The following is a 17452-nucleotide window of genomic DNA, read 5'->3' on the forward strand; positions in this document are numbered from 1 at the left end:
CGCGGGCCGAACCGAGCGCCCGCGCCGGTAGTTATCGTCCGCTTCATGAACCTTCGTCTGCTTGCCCTGTCGGGTGCCGTGGTCTGCGCGGTCGCGCTGCCACTGGCCGTGGCCTCCGCGGGACAGGTGGGCGAGGGGGGCCGTACGGTCGTACGCGACCTCGTGCGTCCTCCTGCGGAGCCTTCCGCGCGGTCTTCTGCCCTACGCCCTTCCCCTGCACGTCCTTCAGCGGCACGGCCTTCCGCCGTACCGCCTTCCGCGGCCGACGACTTCAAGGCGCCGCTCGCCGACGCCCCCCGATCGCCGCTGCTGCTGGGCCTGGGCCTGGCCACCGCCGCCCGCTGCGGTCCCGAACTGTCCTCCCCCGACGGCATCGAGGCGCAGACCTGTGTCCTCACCCAGGGTGAGGAGACATGGGCGCGCACCTACTACCGCAACGCGTCCGGTGCGGCGCTGGACGCCGTGCTCAGCTTCATGGAGCCCGGCGGGCGGACGGTGCAGATGCACTGCTCGGTCGGCGCCGGGGACGAGCCGGACAGCTGTGAGACACCTCGGGAGCGCACCCTGGGAGCGCCGGCCGACTACACGGCGGTCGCGGAGTTCGCCGCCCGGCACGGCAGTGGACCGCTGCTGCTGCGGGTCGGTAGCAACTCCGGGGAGAACACGGGCAGTTGACGCGTGACGGCGTTCCGTAAAGGTTGCCCGGACACAGAGAGGCCCGGTTGCTGGCGACGGGGGATGCACCAGCAACCGGGCTACTCGAACGGTAACAAGAGATCGGCTGTTCGCAAATTCGACCGCGACGCTTCCTGGCCGATTCGGACACCGATTCACCTACTCCTTGGGGGAGTTGTGAACGACTCCGGTCGATCTGTGAGGGGTTCGTGCGGCTGACCGACCGGTCAGCCGCACGAACTCTGTCAACTGAGCGTGACCTGGCGGTTGGTGAGGCCGCCCCGCGCGCGGCGCTCGTCGGCGGTCAGCGGTGCGTCCGTGGCCAGAGCGCCGGCGAGACGCTCGGCGAACTCGGCGGCCGGCTTCTCGACGTCCTCCGCCGAGACCCCGCTCGGCAGGTCCCAGACCGGCACGGTGAGGCCGTGAGCGCGGAAGGAACCGACGAGCCGGGTGCCCTCACCGAGGCTCGAACGACCCGCCGCGTGCAACCGCGCGAGCGCGTCCAGAAGTTGCTCCTCGGGGTGCGGCATGACCCAGCGCAGGTGGTTCTTGTCCGGCGTCTCGCACCAGTAGGCGGCGTCCACGCCGGTCAGCCGGGCGGTCGGGATGGCCGCCGCGTTGGCCCGCTCCAGGGAGGCGGTCACCTCGGGCGTGGCGTTCTCCGCGTCCGGGACCCAGAACTCGAAGCCCTCGTGCACAACTGGCTCGAACGTGCCTTCGGGATCGAGCAGATCCTGCAGCCGCGGACCGTCGGCGGGGGCGCGCCGGCCCTCGACCGGAGTGCCGGGCGCCGCTTCCAGGGCCCGCTGGAGGGTGTCGGCGAGGTCGCGGCTGATGTCGCCGGACGCCGTGTCGTTCTGCAGACCGAGCAGTACCGAGCCGTCGTCGCGGCGCAGGGCGGGCCAGGCCATGGGCAGCACGGTGGCCAGGGTGACGGACGGGACGCCTTCGGGGAGGCCGTCCTTCAGGGTCAGTTCGACGGTGGCGGCGGGGACCAGTTCGCGCAGGGCCACCCAGTCGCCCTCGCCGGCCAGGCCCTCGAACGGGCGGTGCACCAGCTCGGTCACCGCGTGCGCGGCGGCCCGGCCGTGGCAGGCCTTGTAGCGGCGGCCACTTCCGCAGGGGCAGGGTTCGCGGGCGCCGACGACCGGGACCTCACCATCCGTGATCTGCGGGCGCTTGGCCTTCGTCTGGGGTCGCTTCTTGGCCATCGTGGCTGTCTCCCGGTTACGGCTCGTCTCGTACGGGCGCGAGCCTAGCCGTTCGTGACTTGACTGACGGGAGCCTGTGGACAACGGGTGAGGGTCGGCAGGGGCCTTTAGGGGCGCGGGGAACTGCGCGACAAGCCACAACGAGCCCGCAGCCGCCCGACGGCCTACTGCGGCACCCCATTGGGCACTCAGTCCAGATCGTCAAACGCTTCGGCGAAGCCCAGGTCGGATATTGCCGACACCCGGGGAGCCATGACACGCGAAGCGAAGTCGTCACGGCGGCCCGCGTCTGCGTTGCGCACGTCCGAGTGCACGATCACCCACACCGTCACCTCACCCCGCGCATCGTCCCGCACCCCCCAGTCGTCGGCCAGCGCGGTGATGATGTTCAGCCCACGCCCACCGTGCGCGGTGACCGAGGGCGTCGCCGGAGCCGGCCGGGTGGGCCCACCACCGTCCGTCACCTCGACGGTGAGTCGGCCCCTGCCGTCCACACGCCATGCGGCCCGCACGTCCCCGTCACCGGCCAGGGCATCGCCCAGCGGCCTGCCGTGCTTGCACGCATTGCTCAAGAGTTCGGAAAGAATCAGTACGGCGTCGTCGATGACCGATTCCGCCACGCCGCCCGTGCGCAGTTGCACGCGCATACGGTGTCTCGCTTCCCCCACGCCCGCAGGGCCATGGGGTACGGCCATGCTCGACGACGTGGGCACCTCCTGTGCCACCACCAACGCCACCCCCGAGACCTCCTTCGCCCCACGCCACGGAGTGGATGCCCCATTGGCCTGTACCGGAAACCGGCCAATCCCGTTCCGCTGACGCATTCGCAACGATCGAACACGCATCGAACGCGCCGGGGCACACCCTGTGACGGAGGGGACGTCAGCGGCCCAGTCGGTCGAGCACCGCGCGCGGGCGGTTGGTGATGATGGCGTCCACGCCCAGCTCGACGCAGAGGTCCACGTCCTCCATCTCGTTCACGGTCCACACGTGCACCTGGTGGCCCGCGCGCTTGAGGCGCTCGATGTAGCCGGGGTGGTTGCGGACGATCCGGATCGAGGGGCCGGCGATGCGCACACCGACGGGCAGCCGGCCGTCCCGAAGCCGGGGCGAGACGAACTGCAGCAAATAGACCGTCGGCAGCGTCGGCGAGGCGGTACGCACGCGATGCAGCGAGCGGGCCGAGAAACTCATGACCCTGATCGGCGACTCGGCGGCCGAGGCGGGGGCGTCCAGGCCGAACCGCTTCAGGAGCAGCAGCAGCCGCTCCTCGACCTGGCCCGCCCAGCGCGTCGGGTGCTTGGTCTCGATGGCCAGCTCCACCCGCCGCCCCGCGTCGGCGACGAGTTCGAGCAGCCGCTCCAGGGTGAGGACGGAGGTCTCCTGCCGGTCCTCGGGCCGGTACACCCAGTCCGGCTCCTCGTCGCGGGTGCGCCACAGCTCCCGGGTTCTGCGGGAGCTGAAGTCCAGGGCGGCCAGATCGGCGAGCTCCAGGGCCGAGACCGCGCCCCGGCCGTTGGACGTACGGTTGACCCGGCGGTCGTGGACGCAGACGAGATGACCGTCCGCGGTGAGACGTACATCGCATTCGAGGGCGTCGGCACCGTCCTCGATCGCTTTCTTGTACGCGGCGAGGGTGTGCTCGGGAGCGTCTTCCGAGGCTCCGCGGTGGGCGACGACTTGAGTCAGCTGCTGCCGTGCGTGGGTCACCGCGTCATGGTGCCACCGCACGGGGGTACGCGTGCGAACGGAGGCATATGGATTGCGCCTCATTTGTCTTACATGGCCTATATAAAGAGCAGCCGCAGACCCACAGGCACCGCTTATGGTGCCCTGACGGCCTGTGGGAAAAGCTGACGGCATACAAAAGGACATGCGCAGCTGACGTACGCCGGACACCGAACGGCAGTGGCCGAGCGTGACCGAGTGCGACCGACAAGAGACAGCCGTGGACCGAGGAGAGAAGCTGTGAGCACCGAGAACGAGGGCACCGCGGTACCCCCGGCGCCGTCTGCACCCCCCGTGCCGGTGGACGCTCCCGCGGCTTCGGCGCCCCAGGCCTCCGACGCGAGCGCCCCCACCGCCCCGATCCCGCCGAACGCCTCCGGCGACGCCCAGGGGCCGGAACTCGTGCACGCGGGACCGGCTCCGGCGTACGCCGCGGCCGAGGGCGGCGCTCAGCAGGGGGCGAGCGGCGCACCGCAGTACCCCGGCGGCCCGGGCCCCCAGGGCGCCTGGCCACCGCCGCAGGCCCCGGGCACTCCGCTGTACGCCGACGGCGGCACGGGTGGGCCGGGCGCCGGCGGAGCCTGGGGTGCGGGTTACCAGCAGCCCGCGCCGAAGCCGAAGAACGGCCGCGGCGGTCTCGTCGCCGCGATCCTGGTGGCCGCGCTGGTCGCCGGAGGCATCGGCGGTGGTCTCGGCTACACCCTGGCCAAGAACAATGACAACGGCTCCTCGACCACCGTGTCCGCCTCGGACAGCGGCGGCAGCGTCAAGCGGGACGCCGGCACCGTCGCGGGCGTGGCACAGCGGGCCCTGCCCAGCACGGTCACCATCGAGGCCGAGTCCACCAACGGCGAGGGCGGCACCGGCACCGGCTTCGTCTTCGACACCCAGGGCCACATCGTCACCAACAACCACGTGGTGGCCGACGCGGTCGACGGCGGCAAGCTCACGGCGACCTTCCCCAACGGCAAGAAGTACGACGCCGAGGTGGTCGGCCACGCGCAGGGCTACGACGTCGCGGTCATCAAGCTCAAGAGCGCGCCGAGCGACCTGAGGCCGCTCACCCTGGGCAACTCCGACCAGGTGGCGGTCGGCGACTCCACGATCGCGATCGGCGCCCCCTTCGGCCTGTCGAACACCGTGACGACGGGCATCATCAGCGCGAAGAACCGCCCGGTGGCGTCGAGCGACGCCAGCGGTTCGAGCGCGTCCTACATGAGCGCGCTCCAGACGGACGCGTCGATCAACCCCGGCAACTCGGGAGGTCCTCTCCTCGACGCCCAGGGCAACGTGATCGGCATCAACTCCGCGATCCAGTCCACCGGCAGCGGCGGTCTCGGCGGCACCAGCCAGTCCGGCTCGATCGGCCTCGGCTTCGCCATCCCGATCAACCAGGCCAAGTACGTCGCCCAGCAGCTGATCAAGACCGGCAAGCCGGTCTACGCCAAGATCGGCGCGTCCGTCTCCCTGGAGGACTCCTCCGGCGGCGCGAAGATCACCGCTGAGGGCGCGGGCGGCTCCGACTCGGTCGAGGCGGGCGGCCCCGCCGCCAAGGCCGGCCTCAAGCCCGGCGACGTCATCACCAAGCTGGACGACTCGGTCATCGACTCAGGCCCCACCCTGATCGGCGAGATCTGGACCCACAAGCCCGGCGACAAGGTCGAGATCACCTACGAACGCGACGGCAAGACCCACACGGTCGACCTCACCCTGGGCTCCCGCACGGGCGACAGCTGACCCGCACGCGCGTTCTGGAACGGCTTGAAGGGGTGCCTCTCGCTGAGAGGCACCCCTTCTGCTCAGTCTTCGCACGTCAACAGCGCGTCGACCGGGGGCGTGACCGCTAGGCTCTGCCGGACCGCTGCATGCCTGACCGGGAGTGGCACGTGAAGGACAACTTGGTCGATTTCCTGCGCGCCCGACTCGATGAGGACGATGCCTTCGCCGAGATGGCGGTGGCCACGGTCGGCGGGGGCGAGTGGCTGATGCGCGGACGTTCTGGTCAGGAAGGGCCCGTTGAAGAGAAGTCGAACGGCCATGTCGTGGTCCCCGACACAGGGGTCCCCGATCGGCTGGAGGCAGTTCACATAGCCCGCCACAACCCGGCTCGCGTCCGTCGCGAGGTGAAGGCCAAGCTCGCCATCCTCGACATGTACCGGCCTGGCGCCACGGATCCCCATCCCGGCCTCCCCTGCACCAACAGCGTGCATTTCGATCCGTACGGGGATGAGTACGACCCTGATGTCATCTGCGAGCGCCATTCGCGGGCCGTCGATGAGCGCCCGGACGGGGCCTTCGGCAACGACATGGTGCTGAGACTGCTCGCATTGCCCTACGCGGACCATCCGGATTACCGGCCCGAGTGGGCACCGGACGCGCGACCTCGATCGTGGGGCAGCCCTCACGGGTAGTCAGGACAGCAGTATCAACGCCATCGAAGTGCCTTGTGAGCGCCGTACGCTTCGATGAAGCACTGGATCGACTTCAGGTCATCCGAGAAGGACGCAGATCGCCACTTTGCCTTTCGGCCGTCGCGATAGCGCAGATCGACCCATACGCTCAGACTGACGACTCAGCGATATCTCGGCCAGATCGTAGAAATCCACGACTGTCAGCGGCTTGCGGTCGCTCACGTACTCGACGACACCGTCAAGGGTGATGACCAGCAGCGGATCCGGGTCATTCGAAGTCCCACGCAAGAAGCCGGACACCCTTCCCCGCTTCTTGGTGAAGATCCGCCAACCCGCCGGTACGGGACCTTGACGCGCCTGTCCGAGGATCGTTTGCGGGTGGGTCATGCCATCTCTCCGGTAGGCAGCCCGGCCAGGGGTTCGTGAAGTAGGTGTGTCGCCGTCAAGGACCGCGCGGGGCAGTTGACACTCCAAGAGACCTTGTAATAGCCGGCCTTGGAGTAGCCGCCGATGCAGATCGCCGCCGGCCCTGAACGACTCGGCGAGAACGGTTGGCGAATATCCCCCGGTGGAACAACTGTCCCATCAGCCCCTCATGATCGCACCCGTGCAACGGAACGGGGCCGCGAGTGTGGTGACTGTCCCGGGGCACGGGCTTGTGGGTCATGTGCGGGCCACGACTCCACCGCAGGGACTGCGAACGGTACTCTGTACAGGCTCCGCCCCTGGTGGGCAGGACAGAGGTGGGTTGCCCGAGCGGCCTAAGGGAACGGTCTTGAAAACCGTCGTGGCAGCGATGTCACCGTGGGTTCAAATCCCACACCCACCGCGTGACCGGTGTGAAGGAAGGGGCGCCCCCCCCGATGTGGGGGCGCCCTTTTCGTGTGTCGGGGTGGGGGCGGTGTGTGCCTTCGGTGTCGGGGCTGGGTAGGGAGCAGGCGTCCGGACCGTTCTCACGAGGGTGGCGGCGAGCGTGGAGCGTACGACTCGGATCGGAGTCACCGGCCACCGGGACATCCCCGAACCGGTGTTGGAGCGCGTCAGCACGGGGATCCTCGACGAGTTCAGATGCCAGGCCGCAGGTGGTCCCGTCGAGGCCTTCAGCGCCCTGGCCGCCGGTGCGGACCAGCTCTTCGCCGAACTCGCCCTGCGGAGCGGGGTTCCCGTCACGGCGGTGATCCCCGGCATGGACTACGTATCTCACCTGGGCGGCCAGGAGGCCCGAGCCGCGTTCCACCGTCTGCTGCGTGCCTGCGCGGACCGGGTCGACCTGCCGGTCGAACGGACCCGGGAGGACGCGTACGCGGCGGCCGGCCGCTGGATCGTGGACCACACGGACCGCCTGGTGGCCGTGTGGGACGGCGAGCCCGCGCGGGGCCCGGGGGGCACCGGCGACATCGTGGCGTACGCGAGCCGGGTGGGCGTACCGGTGAACGTGCTGTGGCGTCCTGGAGCGCGACGCCCCTGATACGACAGGCTCGTGTCCCTCTTCGTGGTGTAAGCGACCTTGCTCGACGAGTTCCGGTAACCGCGCGTCGGCCACGCCATGGGACATGGCTCCCGGGTCGCGCAGCGGCTGACCTGCCGTCAGCGCCATGCGCGGCCCCGAACCGCACCGATGCGGCGATGACCTGCGGATTCCGGCGCCTTGATCCGCTACACCACCTGGCGGGACGCCACCTACGACAAGGCCCGGCTCATCCCCCGAACCGCGCGAGCCAGTCCGTGTGCTGCGGCAGCATCAGGTGTTCCGTGTCGGCCACGGCCTGCGGCCAGCGTTCCTCGGCCACGCTCCGGGCCAGGACGGCCCGTTGGGTCTCCAGTCCTTCCCGGACCAGCGTGTGCGCGTACGACAGCGGGTGGTGGCGTCGGGTCTCCAGCCAGGCGACGCCGGCCGCGGCCGAGGCGGCGAGCAGGCCGCTGAGGTCCCAGCCTGTGGCGATGCCGGCGCTCCTGGCCAGCGCGGCGGCCAGGGCCAGCAGGGTCAGCAGCGCGGTCAGCGCGGACCAGACGGCGGCGGACCGACGCGCCTGGACGGCCCGCCCGCTGTACCAGCTGAGCTGTTCTACGACGCGGTCGCGCAGGTAGATGTCTCTTCGGACGGTGAACGGCTTCTCGCGTACGGCCCGCATGGCGCGGGTGATCTGGGGGTGCCGCGGATCGTCCGGCTCGTGACGGCTGGCGGGGTCCCACAAGGTGTTCCGGGCCGGGGCCGGGGCCGGGGCCCTACCGTGGTCGTGGGAGGGCTCCTGCCAGCCTATGCGCCGTAACGACCGCAGGTGTTCCTCCAGCTGCTGGGCGAACAGCCCGTCGGCATCGCGCACGCCGGAGTGGAACGGTCCGCCGTGCACCATGTACTGCCACGCCAGCGATTTGACGGTCTCGGCGGCGTCACGGTGCGCCTGCCAGTGGGCGCGTGCCCGGCGGCGCTGGATGACGACACCGGCGACCACGGTGAGCCCGTACAGCAGGGCCGACAGCCCGGTGAGGACATGGCTGTCGAAGTGGTCGGCCAGGGTGGCGCAGACGGTCGCCACGAGCAGCAGCGACAGCTGGGTCGTGGTGGCCCGGAACGCCTCGCTCTGACGGTTCAGTGCCCAGGTGTCGTTGGACCGGAACAGCGGTGGCAGATCGTCGTTCCCTATCGTCGCGCGCGGCCCCGGAACGTTTTGCCCAGGAGTGGTCGCGGCCATGGGTCACCTCGCCATGAAGAGGAGAAGACTCATGGTGACTTGGACTCGTGCGGGTGCCAACACCGCGTTGTCGAGGGGGGCTTGGCCGCACCCTGGCGAGATATGGCCGTGTCCATGGGTCGCAGGACACCGACGGGCGGCGTCCGATGCCCTATGGTGCGTGAACCCCGGACCTGTTCACCGACCTCTCAAGCGACGACTGTAAAGAGCCACCAACTTCCTTCAGGGAGCGCTGTGTTGACCACAAGTGCCGTCAGCTCGCAGTTCAGGGCGTTGGGTATCCGGCCCGGCGACACCGTGCTGGTGCACGCGTCCCTGCGGGCCGTCGGGCCCGTGCGTGGCGGTGTCCGCGCTGTCGTCGACGCGCTCCTGGACACGCTCGGTGCGGACGGCACCCTGGTCGTCTCCACCCAGACCCCCGACAACTCCGACCCCTCCCGCTGGGCCGTCACCCGGGGGCGGGCCGTGCCCGCGGCGGAGTGGGCCCGGTTGCGGGAGACCCTGCCCGCGTTCGATCCCGCGCGGACCCCGAGCTTCGGGGTCGGTGTCCTGCCGGAGGAGGTCCGCACCCGGGCCGGCGCGCTGCGCAGCAGCCATCCGCAGAGTTCGTTCGCCGCACTGGGTCCCGCCGCCGCCCGGATCACCGACGGGCACGCCCTCAACTGTCACCTGGGCGAGGAGTCCCCCCTCGCCCGGCTGGAGGAGCTGAACGCCCGCGTCCTGCTACTGGGCGTCGGCTACTCCGTCTGCACGTCCTTCCACCTGGCCGAGTACCGGGTCCCGAGCCGGGGCAGCCGCTCCTACGGCTGTGCGGTCGCCGACGGGTCGGGCCGACGCTGGCACCGCTACCTCGACGTGGACTTCGACACGTCGGACTTCCCGGCGCTGGGCGACGCGTACGAGTCACAGCCGGAACGGCCGGTCACCCGGGGCCCGGTGGGCGGCGCCGACTGCCGCCTGTTCGACCTGGCACCGGCGGTGGCGTACGCGGCGAAGTGGCTGATCGAACACCGGTCGTAGCGCAGCTGGTTGGCGGCTACGACCCGGGCGGCCTCCGGCCTGTCACGGACCCGCCCTGCCTGTCATGGCGTCGGCGGTCTTGGACTGGGCGTGGGCGAGGCGGTGGCGTTCTGTCCGCGACGGCCCGCCTGTGTACGGCCCCTGCGCTCGCCAGTCCGTGACGGCCCAGTCCCTTTCACACCCCCCGGTGGCCCGGCGGCCGCGGCCCGCCTGTCACGACCTCGGTGACCGCTCGTCCGCTGCCGGCGACGCGCCCTTAGGGGCGCGGGGAACTGCGCGACAAGCCACGACGGCGCAGCAGCCGGAAGCCGACCGGCCGAGGCACTCACCTGACGTCGGCGCGACTGAACCCTGAGCCCTCCAGTCCCCGCCCGCGATCGCTTGCCGCTACGGCCTCTCCCGTCCCTGCCCGCGATCGCTTGCCGCTACGGCCTCTCCCGTCCCTGCCCGCGGTCGCTTGCCGCCCCGGCCTCTCCCGTCCCCGCCCGCGATCGCTCGCCGCCCCGGCCCCACCCGTCACACTCCCTGCGCCCCCACTCCCCGCGCCCCCCATCCGCCACCACCTACCCCGCCCCCCGGAGCCCCGCCCCCCCGGAGCCCCCACCCGCCCCGCACCCCCCGTCACGCCCGATACCCCGTCATCCGAGCCGCCGAAGCAATCGTCGCCCGCGCCTCCCTCTCCGTGAGCCCCGTGTTCAGAGCCGCGTCCACCAGCGGAGCGACCAGCGCCGGCCCGATCCCGTTCTCGTACGCCCGGCACGCCGCCCAGAACAAGCGTGTGTTCCGTTGCCCCTCATGCGCGGCGAGGACGAACTGGACCAGGCCCTGGCCGTGGTCGCCGGCCGAGGGGTGGGTCGCCGGGTGGGTGGGCCGCGGCGGTGGGAGCAGCAGGCGGAGCAGTGCGGGTGGGCAGGCCGCCGGGGCCAGGTGGGCCGTGCCCGGTGCCGTGCCGTAGGTGCCGTGGTCGGTGCGGGAGCCGGGGCCGACGAGGTAGCCGCCGGCGCCGCGGATGTCGATGCCGGGGGCCAGGCGGCCGGCCGAGTTGGGGACGGCGGCGTCGGGCGGGCCGGTGAGCCAGAGGTGGCGGCCGCCGCTCGGGGTGAGGACGACGACCGTGTCGGGGATCGTGAAGAGGTGACGCAGGGCCAGTTCACGCAGGGCCGCAGAGGAATCCGTGCCCGACTTGGTGTCCAGGTCGATGCCGATCAGATGGTGGGGCGGCAGGCCGCAGGCGATGCCGTAGCCGGTCGCCCAGGGCGCCGCCGAGAAGAGTTCGCGGATGCGGACGGGGTCGGTCGAGGCGTCGTAGACCCCGTGGCCGAACGAGCCGCACTCGCCGTGGCAGGGCGCCGCCAGTGGGTCGTCGCGGTGGGGGGAGCGCAGGGCGGGGAGTTTGGTGCGGGACAGGGGGATGACGGCCAGTCCGCGTTCGGCGGCTGACAGGGCGTGTGCGAGGGCCAGCGTCGTGGCCTGCCGGTCTGTGGTGGCCATGCCTCCATGTTCGTACGCGTGTTCGAAAAAGGGAAGGGGTGGCGGGCGCGACTCGCCGGGGCCGGACGATTGGCTGGAAATGCGCCGGAACGCTTCCCCTGTTGCCCCACTTGGCGATCAAGTGTCCCTATCGCCCCACCCTGCCGACTGAAGTCGTGAAAGGGGTTTATCGACTTGTCCTCACGCTTCAGGGGGAATAACCGCTTCCGCTCTGGTTCGCCGGGGTTTCGGTGGGCAACTCTGATCTCGCGACGTCGTGCACCACACCGGGGCGGTCGGCCAACTGCCCGGTGAACAGCCTCACTTGACGTACTTCCGGCTAGGAAGCCGGGTTCTGGAGGAAGACATGGCAAGCATCCGTACCGCCCGCGTCATCGGCGCCGTCTCCGCCCTCCCGCTCGCCGCCGCGCTCTTCACCGGCGTCGCGGCGGCGGACAACGGCGGCTTCGCGGACGACGGATCGAACGCGGGTGTCGCGAGCATCGTGGGCAGCGGTGTCGGGCACGACAACAACGGCAACTCGTCCACCACACAGCAGAACGCCGTCGGCTCCGGTGCCTCGAACCAGAGCAACACCGCGCAGGTCAACGGCTCCGCGTTCACGGCCATCAACCAGGGGAACAACAACACGTCCGTCAACTTCACCCCGCTGTGGTGGTGACACGCGGGGGCTGACCGGCCCCCGACGGGGTGTGCTTCATGGGGTGTGACACGTCCGCGCGGCGGTGCTTCGGCGCCGCCGCGCAGGCGTTTCCGGGGACCGGCGAACGACCTTGACATCCCCTTGAATCTGACGGACAGTCAGAAACCCCGACCCGGAAGGGCACTGTCGTGGACGACGACCTGGTGACCCGGCTCAAGACCTACGAGGGCCGCCCCGCCGCCGTCGCCGGCACCGGCAAGGACCCCGTCAACGCCCCCATGATCCGCCACTGGTGCGAGGCCCTCGGCGACACCAACCCCGCCTACACCGGCCCCGACGCCATCGCCCCGCCCACCATGCTCCAGGCCTGGACGATGGGCGGTCTGACGGGGCACGCCACCGGCCGCGCGCAGGCGTACGACGAACTCCTCGCCCTCCTCGACGAGTCGGGCTGCACCTCGGTCGTCGCCACCGACTGCGAGCAGGAGTACCTCAGGCCCCTGCGCCCCGGTGACGAGATCACCTTCGACACCGTCATCGAGTCGGTCTCCGGCCGCAAGACCACCAAGCTCGGCACCGGCCACTTCGTCACCACCCGCACCGACGTCCACGTGGGCGCGACCCTCGTCGGCACCCACCGCTTCCGCATCCTCAAGTACGCGCCCGCGCAACAGAGGAAGACCCCACCCCGCCCCCACCGTCCCCATCGCCCCCGTCCCGTCGTCAACCGCGACAACGCCGGCTTCTGGGAGGGTGTCGTACGGCACGAACTCCTCATCCAGCGCTGCACCGCCTGCGCCACCCTCCGCTTCCCCTGGCTCCCGGGCTGCGCCCACTGCGGCGGCCCCGACTGGGACACCGTCCGGGCGAGCGGCGAGGGCACGGTCTACTCGTACGTCGTCATGCACCACCCGCCGTTCCCGGCCTTCGACCCCCCTTACGCCGTCGCCCTGGTCCAACTCGCGGAGGGCGTACGGATGATCAGCAACGTGATCGGGACGCCGTACGACAAGGTGCGGATCGGGATGCCGGTGCGGCTCGCCTTCCAGTCGTACGACGGCGATCTCACCCTGCCGGTCTTCCGCGCCGTCGAGGAGGCTGCCGTATGAAGGCCGGGGACGAGCTGCCACCGATCGAGATCCCGATCACCCGCACCCTGATCGTCGCGGGCGCGATCGCCTCCCGGGACTACCAGGACGTGCACCACGACCCGGAGCTGGCCCGCGAGAAGGGCTCCCCGGACGTCTTCATGAACATCCTGACGACGAACGGCCTGGTCGGCCGCTATCTCACCGACCACTTCGGACCACGGGCCACCCTCCACAAGGTGGCCATCAGGCTGGGAGCGCCCAACTACCCCGGGGACACCATGGTGTTGACCGGAACCGTCGAAGCCCTGGAAGACTCCGAAGGCCTGGAGGACTCCGTCGTCACCGTCCGGATCGTGGGGACCAACGGCCTCGGCAACCACGTGACGGGCACGGCCACCCTCACTCTGGGGAGCGCCGAATGAGCACACGCGCGCGTGACCGGCTCGGCGGGCAGGCCGCGATCGTCGGTGTCGGGGCCACCGAGTTCTCCAAGGACTCCGGCCGCAGCGAACTGCGCCTGGCCGCCGAGGCGGTCCGCGCGGCCCTCGACGACGCCGGACTCACGCCCGCCGACGTGGACGGCATGGTCACCTTCACCATGGACACCAGCCCGGAGATCACCGTCGCCCAGGCCTGCGGCATCGGCGAGCTGTCCTTCTTCTCCCGCGTCCACTACGGCGGCGGCGCGGCCTGCGCGACCGTCCAGCAGGCGGCGCTCGCGATCGCGGCGGGCGTGGCCGAGGTGGTTGTCTGCTATCGCGCCTTCAACGAGCGTTCCGGCCGTCGCTTCGGCTCCGGCGTCCAGTACCGCGAACCCTCCGCCGAGGGGGCCGCCCTCGGCTGGTCCCTGCCCTTCGGCCTGCTCACCCCGGCCTCCTGGGTGGCGATGGCGGCCCAGCGCTATCTGCACACCTACGGCCTCACCCCTGAGGCCTTCGGCCATGTGGCGGTCACCGACCGCGCGTACGCGGCCACGAACCCGGCGGCCTGGTTCCACGGCCGCCCCATCACCCTCGCCGACCACGCGGCCTCCCGCTGGATCGTCGAGCCGCTCAGACTCCTCGACTGCTGCCAGGAGACCGACGGCGGCCAGGCGATCGTCGTCACATCGCACGCACGCGCGCGTGACCTCCCGCACCCGCCCGCCGTCGTCGCGGCGGCCGCCCAGGGCGCCGGCCGCGCCCAGGAACAGATGACCAGCTTCTACCGCGACGACCTCACCGGCCTCCCCGAGATGAACGTGGTCGCCCGCCAGCTCTGGCGCACCTGCGGCCTCACCCCCGGGGACATCGACGTGGCGATCCTCTACGACCACTTCACCCCGTTCGTCCTGATGCAGCTGGAGGAGTTCGGCTTCTGCGGCAGGGGCGAGGCGGCGGACTTCGTACGCGAGGCCCGGCTCCCCCTCAACACCCACGGCGGCCAGCTGGGCGAGGCCTACCTCCACGGTATGAACGGCATCGCGGAAGCCGTACGCCAGCTGCGGGGGACGGCGGTGAACCAGGTGCCGGAGGCGGGGCGGGTGCTGGTGACGGCGGGGACCGGAGTACCCACGTCCGGGCTCGTCCTCACCGCAGAGGGGTAACCCCGCAGGGGTAAACCCGCAGTAGACGTGTCCCCCTCGTCCACCTTCAGGAGGTGCAGTCAGCCCCACCTCTACAACCTGAGGCGGAGTCGTCTTCGGGACCTGTGGCCGATGAGCGGGAGGCGGTCTCGAACCTAGCGTGGAGCCATGACCACACCCGTCTGCACCAGCGCTTCGAAGGCCGCCGTACCGGCGACGCAGACCCTCGCGTACCCCTCGTTCGCCTCGTACGTGAAGGCCCGCCAGCCGGTGCTGCTGCGTACCGCCAGGTCGCTGACCGCGAACCCGAGCGACGCCGAGGACCTGCTGCAGACCGCCCTGACCAAGACCTATGTCGCCTGGGAGCGCATCGAGGACCACCGGGCCCTCGACGGATATGTGCGCCGGGCCCTGTTGAACACGCGGACCTCGCAGTGGCGCAAGCGCAAGGTCGACGAGTTCGCGACCGACGAGATCCCCGAGCCCGACCCGGTCCCAGGCGAGGGCGACCCCGCCGAGCAGCAGGCGCTGCACGACGCGATGTGGCGGGCGATCATGAAGCTGCCGGTCCGGCAGCGGGAGATGGTCGTCCTCAGGTACTACGAGGACCTCAGCGAGGTGCAGACGGCCGAGGTGCTCGGCGTCTCCGTCGGCACCGTGAAGTCCGCGGTCTCCCGGGCGCTGGGCAAGCTCCGCGAGGACCCCGAACTGGTGCTCGCCCGCTAGAACCGCTGCCCTGAGCCGGTCTCGCGCGCCGGGGAATCGTGACGCGAGATGGTGCCGTCCGCCGGGGGGTCGTGATGCGAGGTGGTGCCGTCCGCCGGGGGGTCGTGATGCGAGGTGGTGCCGTCCGCCGGGGGGTCGTGATGCGAGGTGGTGCCGTCCGCCGGGGGGCGTGACGCGAAATGGTGCCGTCCGCCGGGGGGGCGTGACGCGAAATGGTGCCGTCCGCCGGGGGGCGTGACGCGAGGTGGTGCCGTCCGGCAGGGAACCGTTCGCGTCAGCCGGCCGTTGTGAGGGCATCGTGACGTGATCGATCGCCCGGCTCTAGTGACATACCACGCGGTATGTGCGCAGAATCGGCGCGACCCCTTACGACCGCGCAGGCAATGTCGCCACCGGGAGGACGCCGTGCTGAGCACCATGCAGGACGTACCGCTGCTGATCTCGAGGATCCTGACCCACGGGTCGTCGATCCACGGCACCTCACAGGTGACCACCTGGACCGGTGAGCCCGAGCCGCACCGCCGTTCCTACGCCGAGATCGGCGCCCGCGCCGCCCAGCTGGCGCACGCCCTGCGCGAGGACCTCGGCGTCACCGGGGACGAGCGGGTCGGCACCCTCATGTGGAACAACTCCGAGCATGTGGAGGCCTACTTCGCGATCCCCTCCATGGGCGCGGTCCTGCACACCCTGAACCTCCGCCTGCCGATCGAACAGCTGGCGTGGATCGTCAACCACGCGGCCGACCGGGTCGTCATCGCCAACGGCTCGCTGCTTCCCCTGCTCGCCCCGCTGCTCCCGCACCTCAAGACGGTCGAGCACGTGGTGGTCTCAGGACCCGGCGACCGCACAGCCCTCGAAGGCTCCCACGTGCGCGTGCACGAGTACGAGGACCTCCTCGCGGGCAAGCCCACCACCTACGACTGGCCCGAGCTGGACGAACGCCAGGCCGCCGCGATGTGCTACACCTCCGGCACCACGGGCGACCCCAAGGGCGTGGTCTTCAGCCACCGTTCGATCTACCTGCACTCCATGCAGGTCAACATGGCCCAGTCGATGGGCCTGACCGACCAGGACACCTCGCTCGTGGTCGTCCCGCAGTTCCACGTCAACGCCTGGGGTCTGCCGCACGCGACCTTCATGACCGGCGTCAACCTGCTGATGCCGGACCGCTTCCTGCAGCCCGCGCCCCTCGCCGAGATGATCGAGCGGGAGCGGCCGAGCCACGCGGCCGCCGTCCCGACCATCTGGCAGGGCCTGCTCGGCGAGCTGCTCGCGAATCCGCGTGACGTCTCCTGCCTCACCCAGGTCACCATCGGCGGCTCGGCCTGTCCGCCCTCCCTCATGGAGGCCTTCGACAAGCTGGGCATGCGGGTCTTCCACGCCTGGGGCATGACGGAGACCTCCCCGCTCGGCACCATCGCCCGCCCGCCGGCCCAGGCCGTCGGCACCGACGAGGAGTTCGCCTACCGTCTCACCCAGGGCCGCTTCCCGGCCTCCGTCGAGGCCCGCCTCACCGGCCCCGGCGGCGAGCGCCTGCCCTGGGACGGCGAGTCCGCGGGCGAGCTGGAGGTCCGCGGCCCGTGGATCGCCGGCGCCTACTACAACGGACCCGACGCCGAACCCCTGCGCCCCGCCGACAAGTTCAGCGAGGACGGCTGGCTGAAGACCGGTGACGTCGGCACCATCTCCGCCGACGGCTTCCTCACCCTCACCGACCGCGCCAAGGACGTCATCAAGTCCGGCGGCGAGTGGATCTCCTCGGTGGAACTGGAGAACGCCCTGATGTCGCACCCCGACGTCACCGAAGCCGCCGTGGTGGCCGTCCCCGACGAGAAGTGGGGCGAGCGCCCCCTGGCCACGGTCGTCCTCAAGGAGGGCTCCACCGCCGACTTCGAGTCCCTGCGCGCCTTCCTCGCGAGCGACGTCTGCAAGATCGCGAAGTGGCAGCTCCCGGAGCGCTGGTCGATCATCACGGCGGTCCCGAAGACGAGCGTAGGAAAGTTCGACAAGAAGGTGCTGCGCAGGCAGTACGCGGCGGGCGAACTGGACGTCACCCAGCTCTGAAAAGCACGGGAACACGACGATCAGGGCTCCCACGCCGGCACCGGGGGCCCTGATCGCCGTACGGCAGAAGCCTCACCGGCGGACAACGACACGCCCACCGTCGTACCGAATTCTCCTGGTGGGCGGGGAACCGGC

17 protein-coding genes and 1 tRNA gene are annotated in these 17452 nt (G+C 70.7%); 12 read left to right on the forward strand and 6 right to left on the reverse strand.

The features are described from left to right. Nucleotides 1–45 precede the first annotated feature (45 nt). Nucleotides 46–675, forward strand: coding sequence for a hypothetical protein (locus AB0D34_RS04400; RefSeq protein WP_362656226.1), 630 nt, complete (start codon nt 46–48; stop codon nt 673–675). A 245-nt stretch (nt 676–920) separates the two neighbouring features. Here AB0D34_RS04400 and AB0D34_RS04405 read toward each other — a convergent pair whose 3' ends face one another. The 3 genes from AB0D34_RS04405 to AB0D34_RS04415 form a co-directional block, all read right to left on the reverse strand. Next, the gene (locus AB0D34_RS04405) at nt 921–1886 is read right to left on the reverse strand and encodes a DUF5926 family protein (protein WP_362656229.1); all 966 of its coding nucleotides are present in this window, start codon (nt 1884–1886) and stop codon (nt 921–923) included. 188 nt (nt 1887–2074) lie between these two features. Beyond that, nucleotides 2075–2710 (reverse strand): ATP-binding protein, encoded by a 636-nt coding sequence (locus AB0D34_RS04410; RefSeq protein ID WP_362656232.1) that lies wholly within the window; start codon nt 2708–2710, stop codon nt 2075–2077. Nucleotides 2711–2768: 58 nt separating this feature from the next. After that, nucleotides 2769–3596 carry a glycerophosphodiester phosphodiesterase family protein gene (locus AB0D34_RS04415; RefSeq protein WP_362656235.1) on the reverse strand — a complete coding sequence of 276 codons (828 nt, stop codon included), beginning with the start codon at nt 3594–3596 and terminating at the stop codon, nt 2769–2771. A 258-nt stretch (nt 3597–3854) separates the two neighbouring features. On the opposite strand from AB0D34_RS04415, the gene AB0D34_RS04420 reads away from it, so the two are divergent. Next, nucleotides 3855–5351 (forward strand): trypsin-like peptidase domain-containing protein, encoded by a 1497-nt coding sequence (locus tag AB0D34_RS04420; protein WP_362656238.1) that lies wholly within the window; start codon nt 3855–3857, stop codon nt 5349–5351. Nucleotides 5352–5500: 149 nt separating this feature from the next. Beyond that, nucleotides 5501–6025, forward strand: a complete 525-nt coding sequence (locus AB0D34_RS04425) for a DUF6221 family protein (RefSeq protein ID WP_362656241.1) — start codon at nt 5501–5503, stop codon at nt 6023–6025. A gap of 78 nt (nt 6026–6103) precedes the next feature. Here the strand turns inward: AB0D34_RS04425 and AB0D34_RS04430 are convergent, their stop codons facing one another. Further along, complete coding sequence (locus AB0D34_RS04430) at nt 6104–6412, reverse strand: hypothetical protein (RefSeq protein ID WP_362656244.1); 309 nt, start codon at nt 6410–6412, stop codon at nt 6104–6106. Between the two features lie 355 nt (nt 6413–6767). Between AB0D34_RS04430 and AB0D34_RS04435 the strand changes: the two genes are divergently transcribed. Both AB0D34_RS04435 and AB0D34_RS04440 read left to right on the forward strand, forming a co-directional pair. After that, nucleotides 6768–6854 (forward strand) — tRNA-Ser (locus AB0D34_RS04435). Between the two features lie 144 nt (nt 6855–6998). Continuing rightward, nucleotides 6999–7493 (forward strand): hypothetical protein, encoded by a 495-nt coding sequence (locus AB0D34_RS04440; protein WP_362656247.1) that lies wholly within the window; start codon nt 6999–7001, stop codon nt 7491–7493. Between the two features lie 229 nt (nt 7494–7722). Here AB0D34_RS04440 and AB0D34_RS04445 read toward each other — a convergent pair whose 3' ends face one another. Next, nucleotides 7723–8646, reverse strand: a complete 924-nt coding sequence (locus AB0D34_RS04445) for a DUF4231 domain-containing protein (RefSeq protein ID WP_362656648.1) — start codon at nt 8644–8646, stop codon at nt 7723–7725. A gap of 309 nt (nt 8647–8955) precedes the next feature. Here AB0D34_RS04445 and AB0D34_RS04450 point away from each other — a divergent pair, with 309 nt between their 5' ends. Beyond that, nucleotides 8956–9738, forward strand: a complete 783-nt coding sequence (locus tag AB0D34_RS04450; protein ID WP_362656250.1) for an AAC(3) family N-acetyltransferase — start codon at nt 8956–8958, stop codon at nt 9736–9738. A gap of 621 nt (nt 9739–10359) precedes the next feature. Here the strand turns inward: AB0D34_RS04450 and AB0D34_RS04455 are convergent. Then, nucleotides 10360–11229 carry a bifunctional DNA primase/polymerase gene (locus AB0D34_RS04455; protein WP_362656252.1) on the reverse strand — a complete coding sequence of 290 codons (870 nt, stop codon included), beginning with the start codon at nt 11227–11229 and terminating at the stop codon, nt 10360–10362. 346 nt (nt 11230–11575) lie between these two features. Here AB0D34_RS04455 and AB0D34_RS04460 point away from each other — a divergent pair, with 346 nt between their 5' ends. The 6 genes from AB0D34_RS04460 to AB0D34_RS04485 all read left to right on the forward strand — a co-directional run bounded on the left by AB0D34_RS04460 (nt 11576) and on the right by AB0D34_RS04485 (nt 17317). Continuing rightward, nucleotides 11576–11890, forward strand: coding sequence for a hypothetical protein (locus AB0D34_RS04460; protein WP_362656254.1), 315 nt, complete (start codon nt 11576–11578; stop codon nt 11888–11890). Nucleotides 11891–12060: 170 nt separating this feature from the next. After that, complete coding sequence (locus AB0D34_RS04465) at nt 12061–12981, forward strand: bifunctional MaoC family dehydratase N-terminal/OB-fold nucleic acid binding domain-containing protein (protein ID WP_362656257.1); 921 nt, start codon at nt 12061–12063, stop codon at nt 12979–12981. Further along, nucleotides 12978–13385, forward strand: coding sequence for a MaoC family dehydratase (locus AB0D34_RS04470; RefSeq protein WP_362656260.1), 408 nt, complete (start codon nt 12978–12980; stop codon nt 13383–13385). The genes AB0D34_RS04465 and AB0D34_RS04470 overlap by 4 nt, the downstream gene beginning before the upstream one ends. After that, the gene (locus AB0D34_RS04475; protein ID WP_362656263.1) at nt 13382–14548 is read left to right on the forward strand and encodes a lipid-transfer protein; all 1167 of its coding nucleotides are present in this window, start codon (nt 13382–13384) and stop codon (nt 14546–14548) included. The genes AB0D34_RS04470 and AB0D34_RS04475 overlap by 4 nt, the downstream gene beginning before the upstream one ends. A gap of 147 nt (nt 14549–14695) precedes the next feature. Next, nucleotides 14696–15253 (forward strand): SigE family RNA polymerase sigma factor, encoded by a 558-nt coding sequence (locus AB0D34_RS04480; protein ID WP_362656266.1) that lies wholly within the window; start codon nt 14696–14698, stop codon nt 15251–15253. Between the two features lie 405 nt (nt 15254–15658). Continuing rightward, complete coding sequence (locus AB0D34_RS04485; protein WP_362656269.1) at nt 15659–17317, forward strand: long-chain fatty acid--CoA ligase; 1659 nt, start codon at nt 15659–15661, stop codon at nt 17315–17317. Nucleotides 17318–17452 lie beyond the last annotated feature (135 nt).

It is taken from the genome of Streptomyces sp. NPDC048420 (assembly GCF_040651535.1).
Taxonomy (GTDB): domain Bacteria; phylum Actinomycetota; class Actinomycetes; order Streptomycetales; family Streptomycetaceae; genus Streptomyces.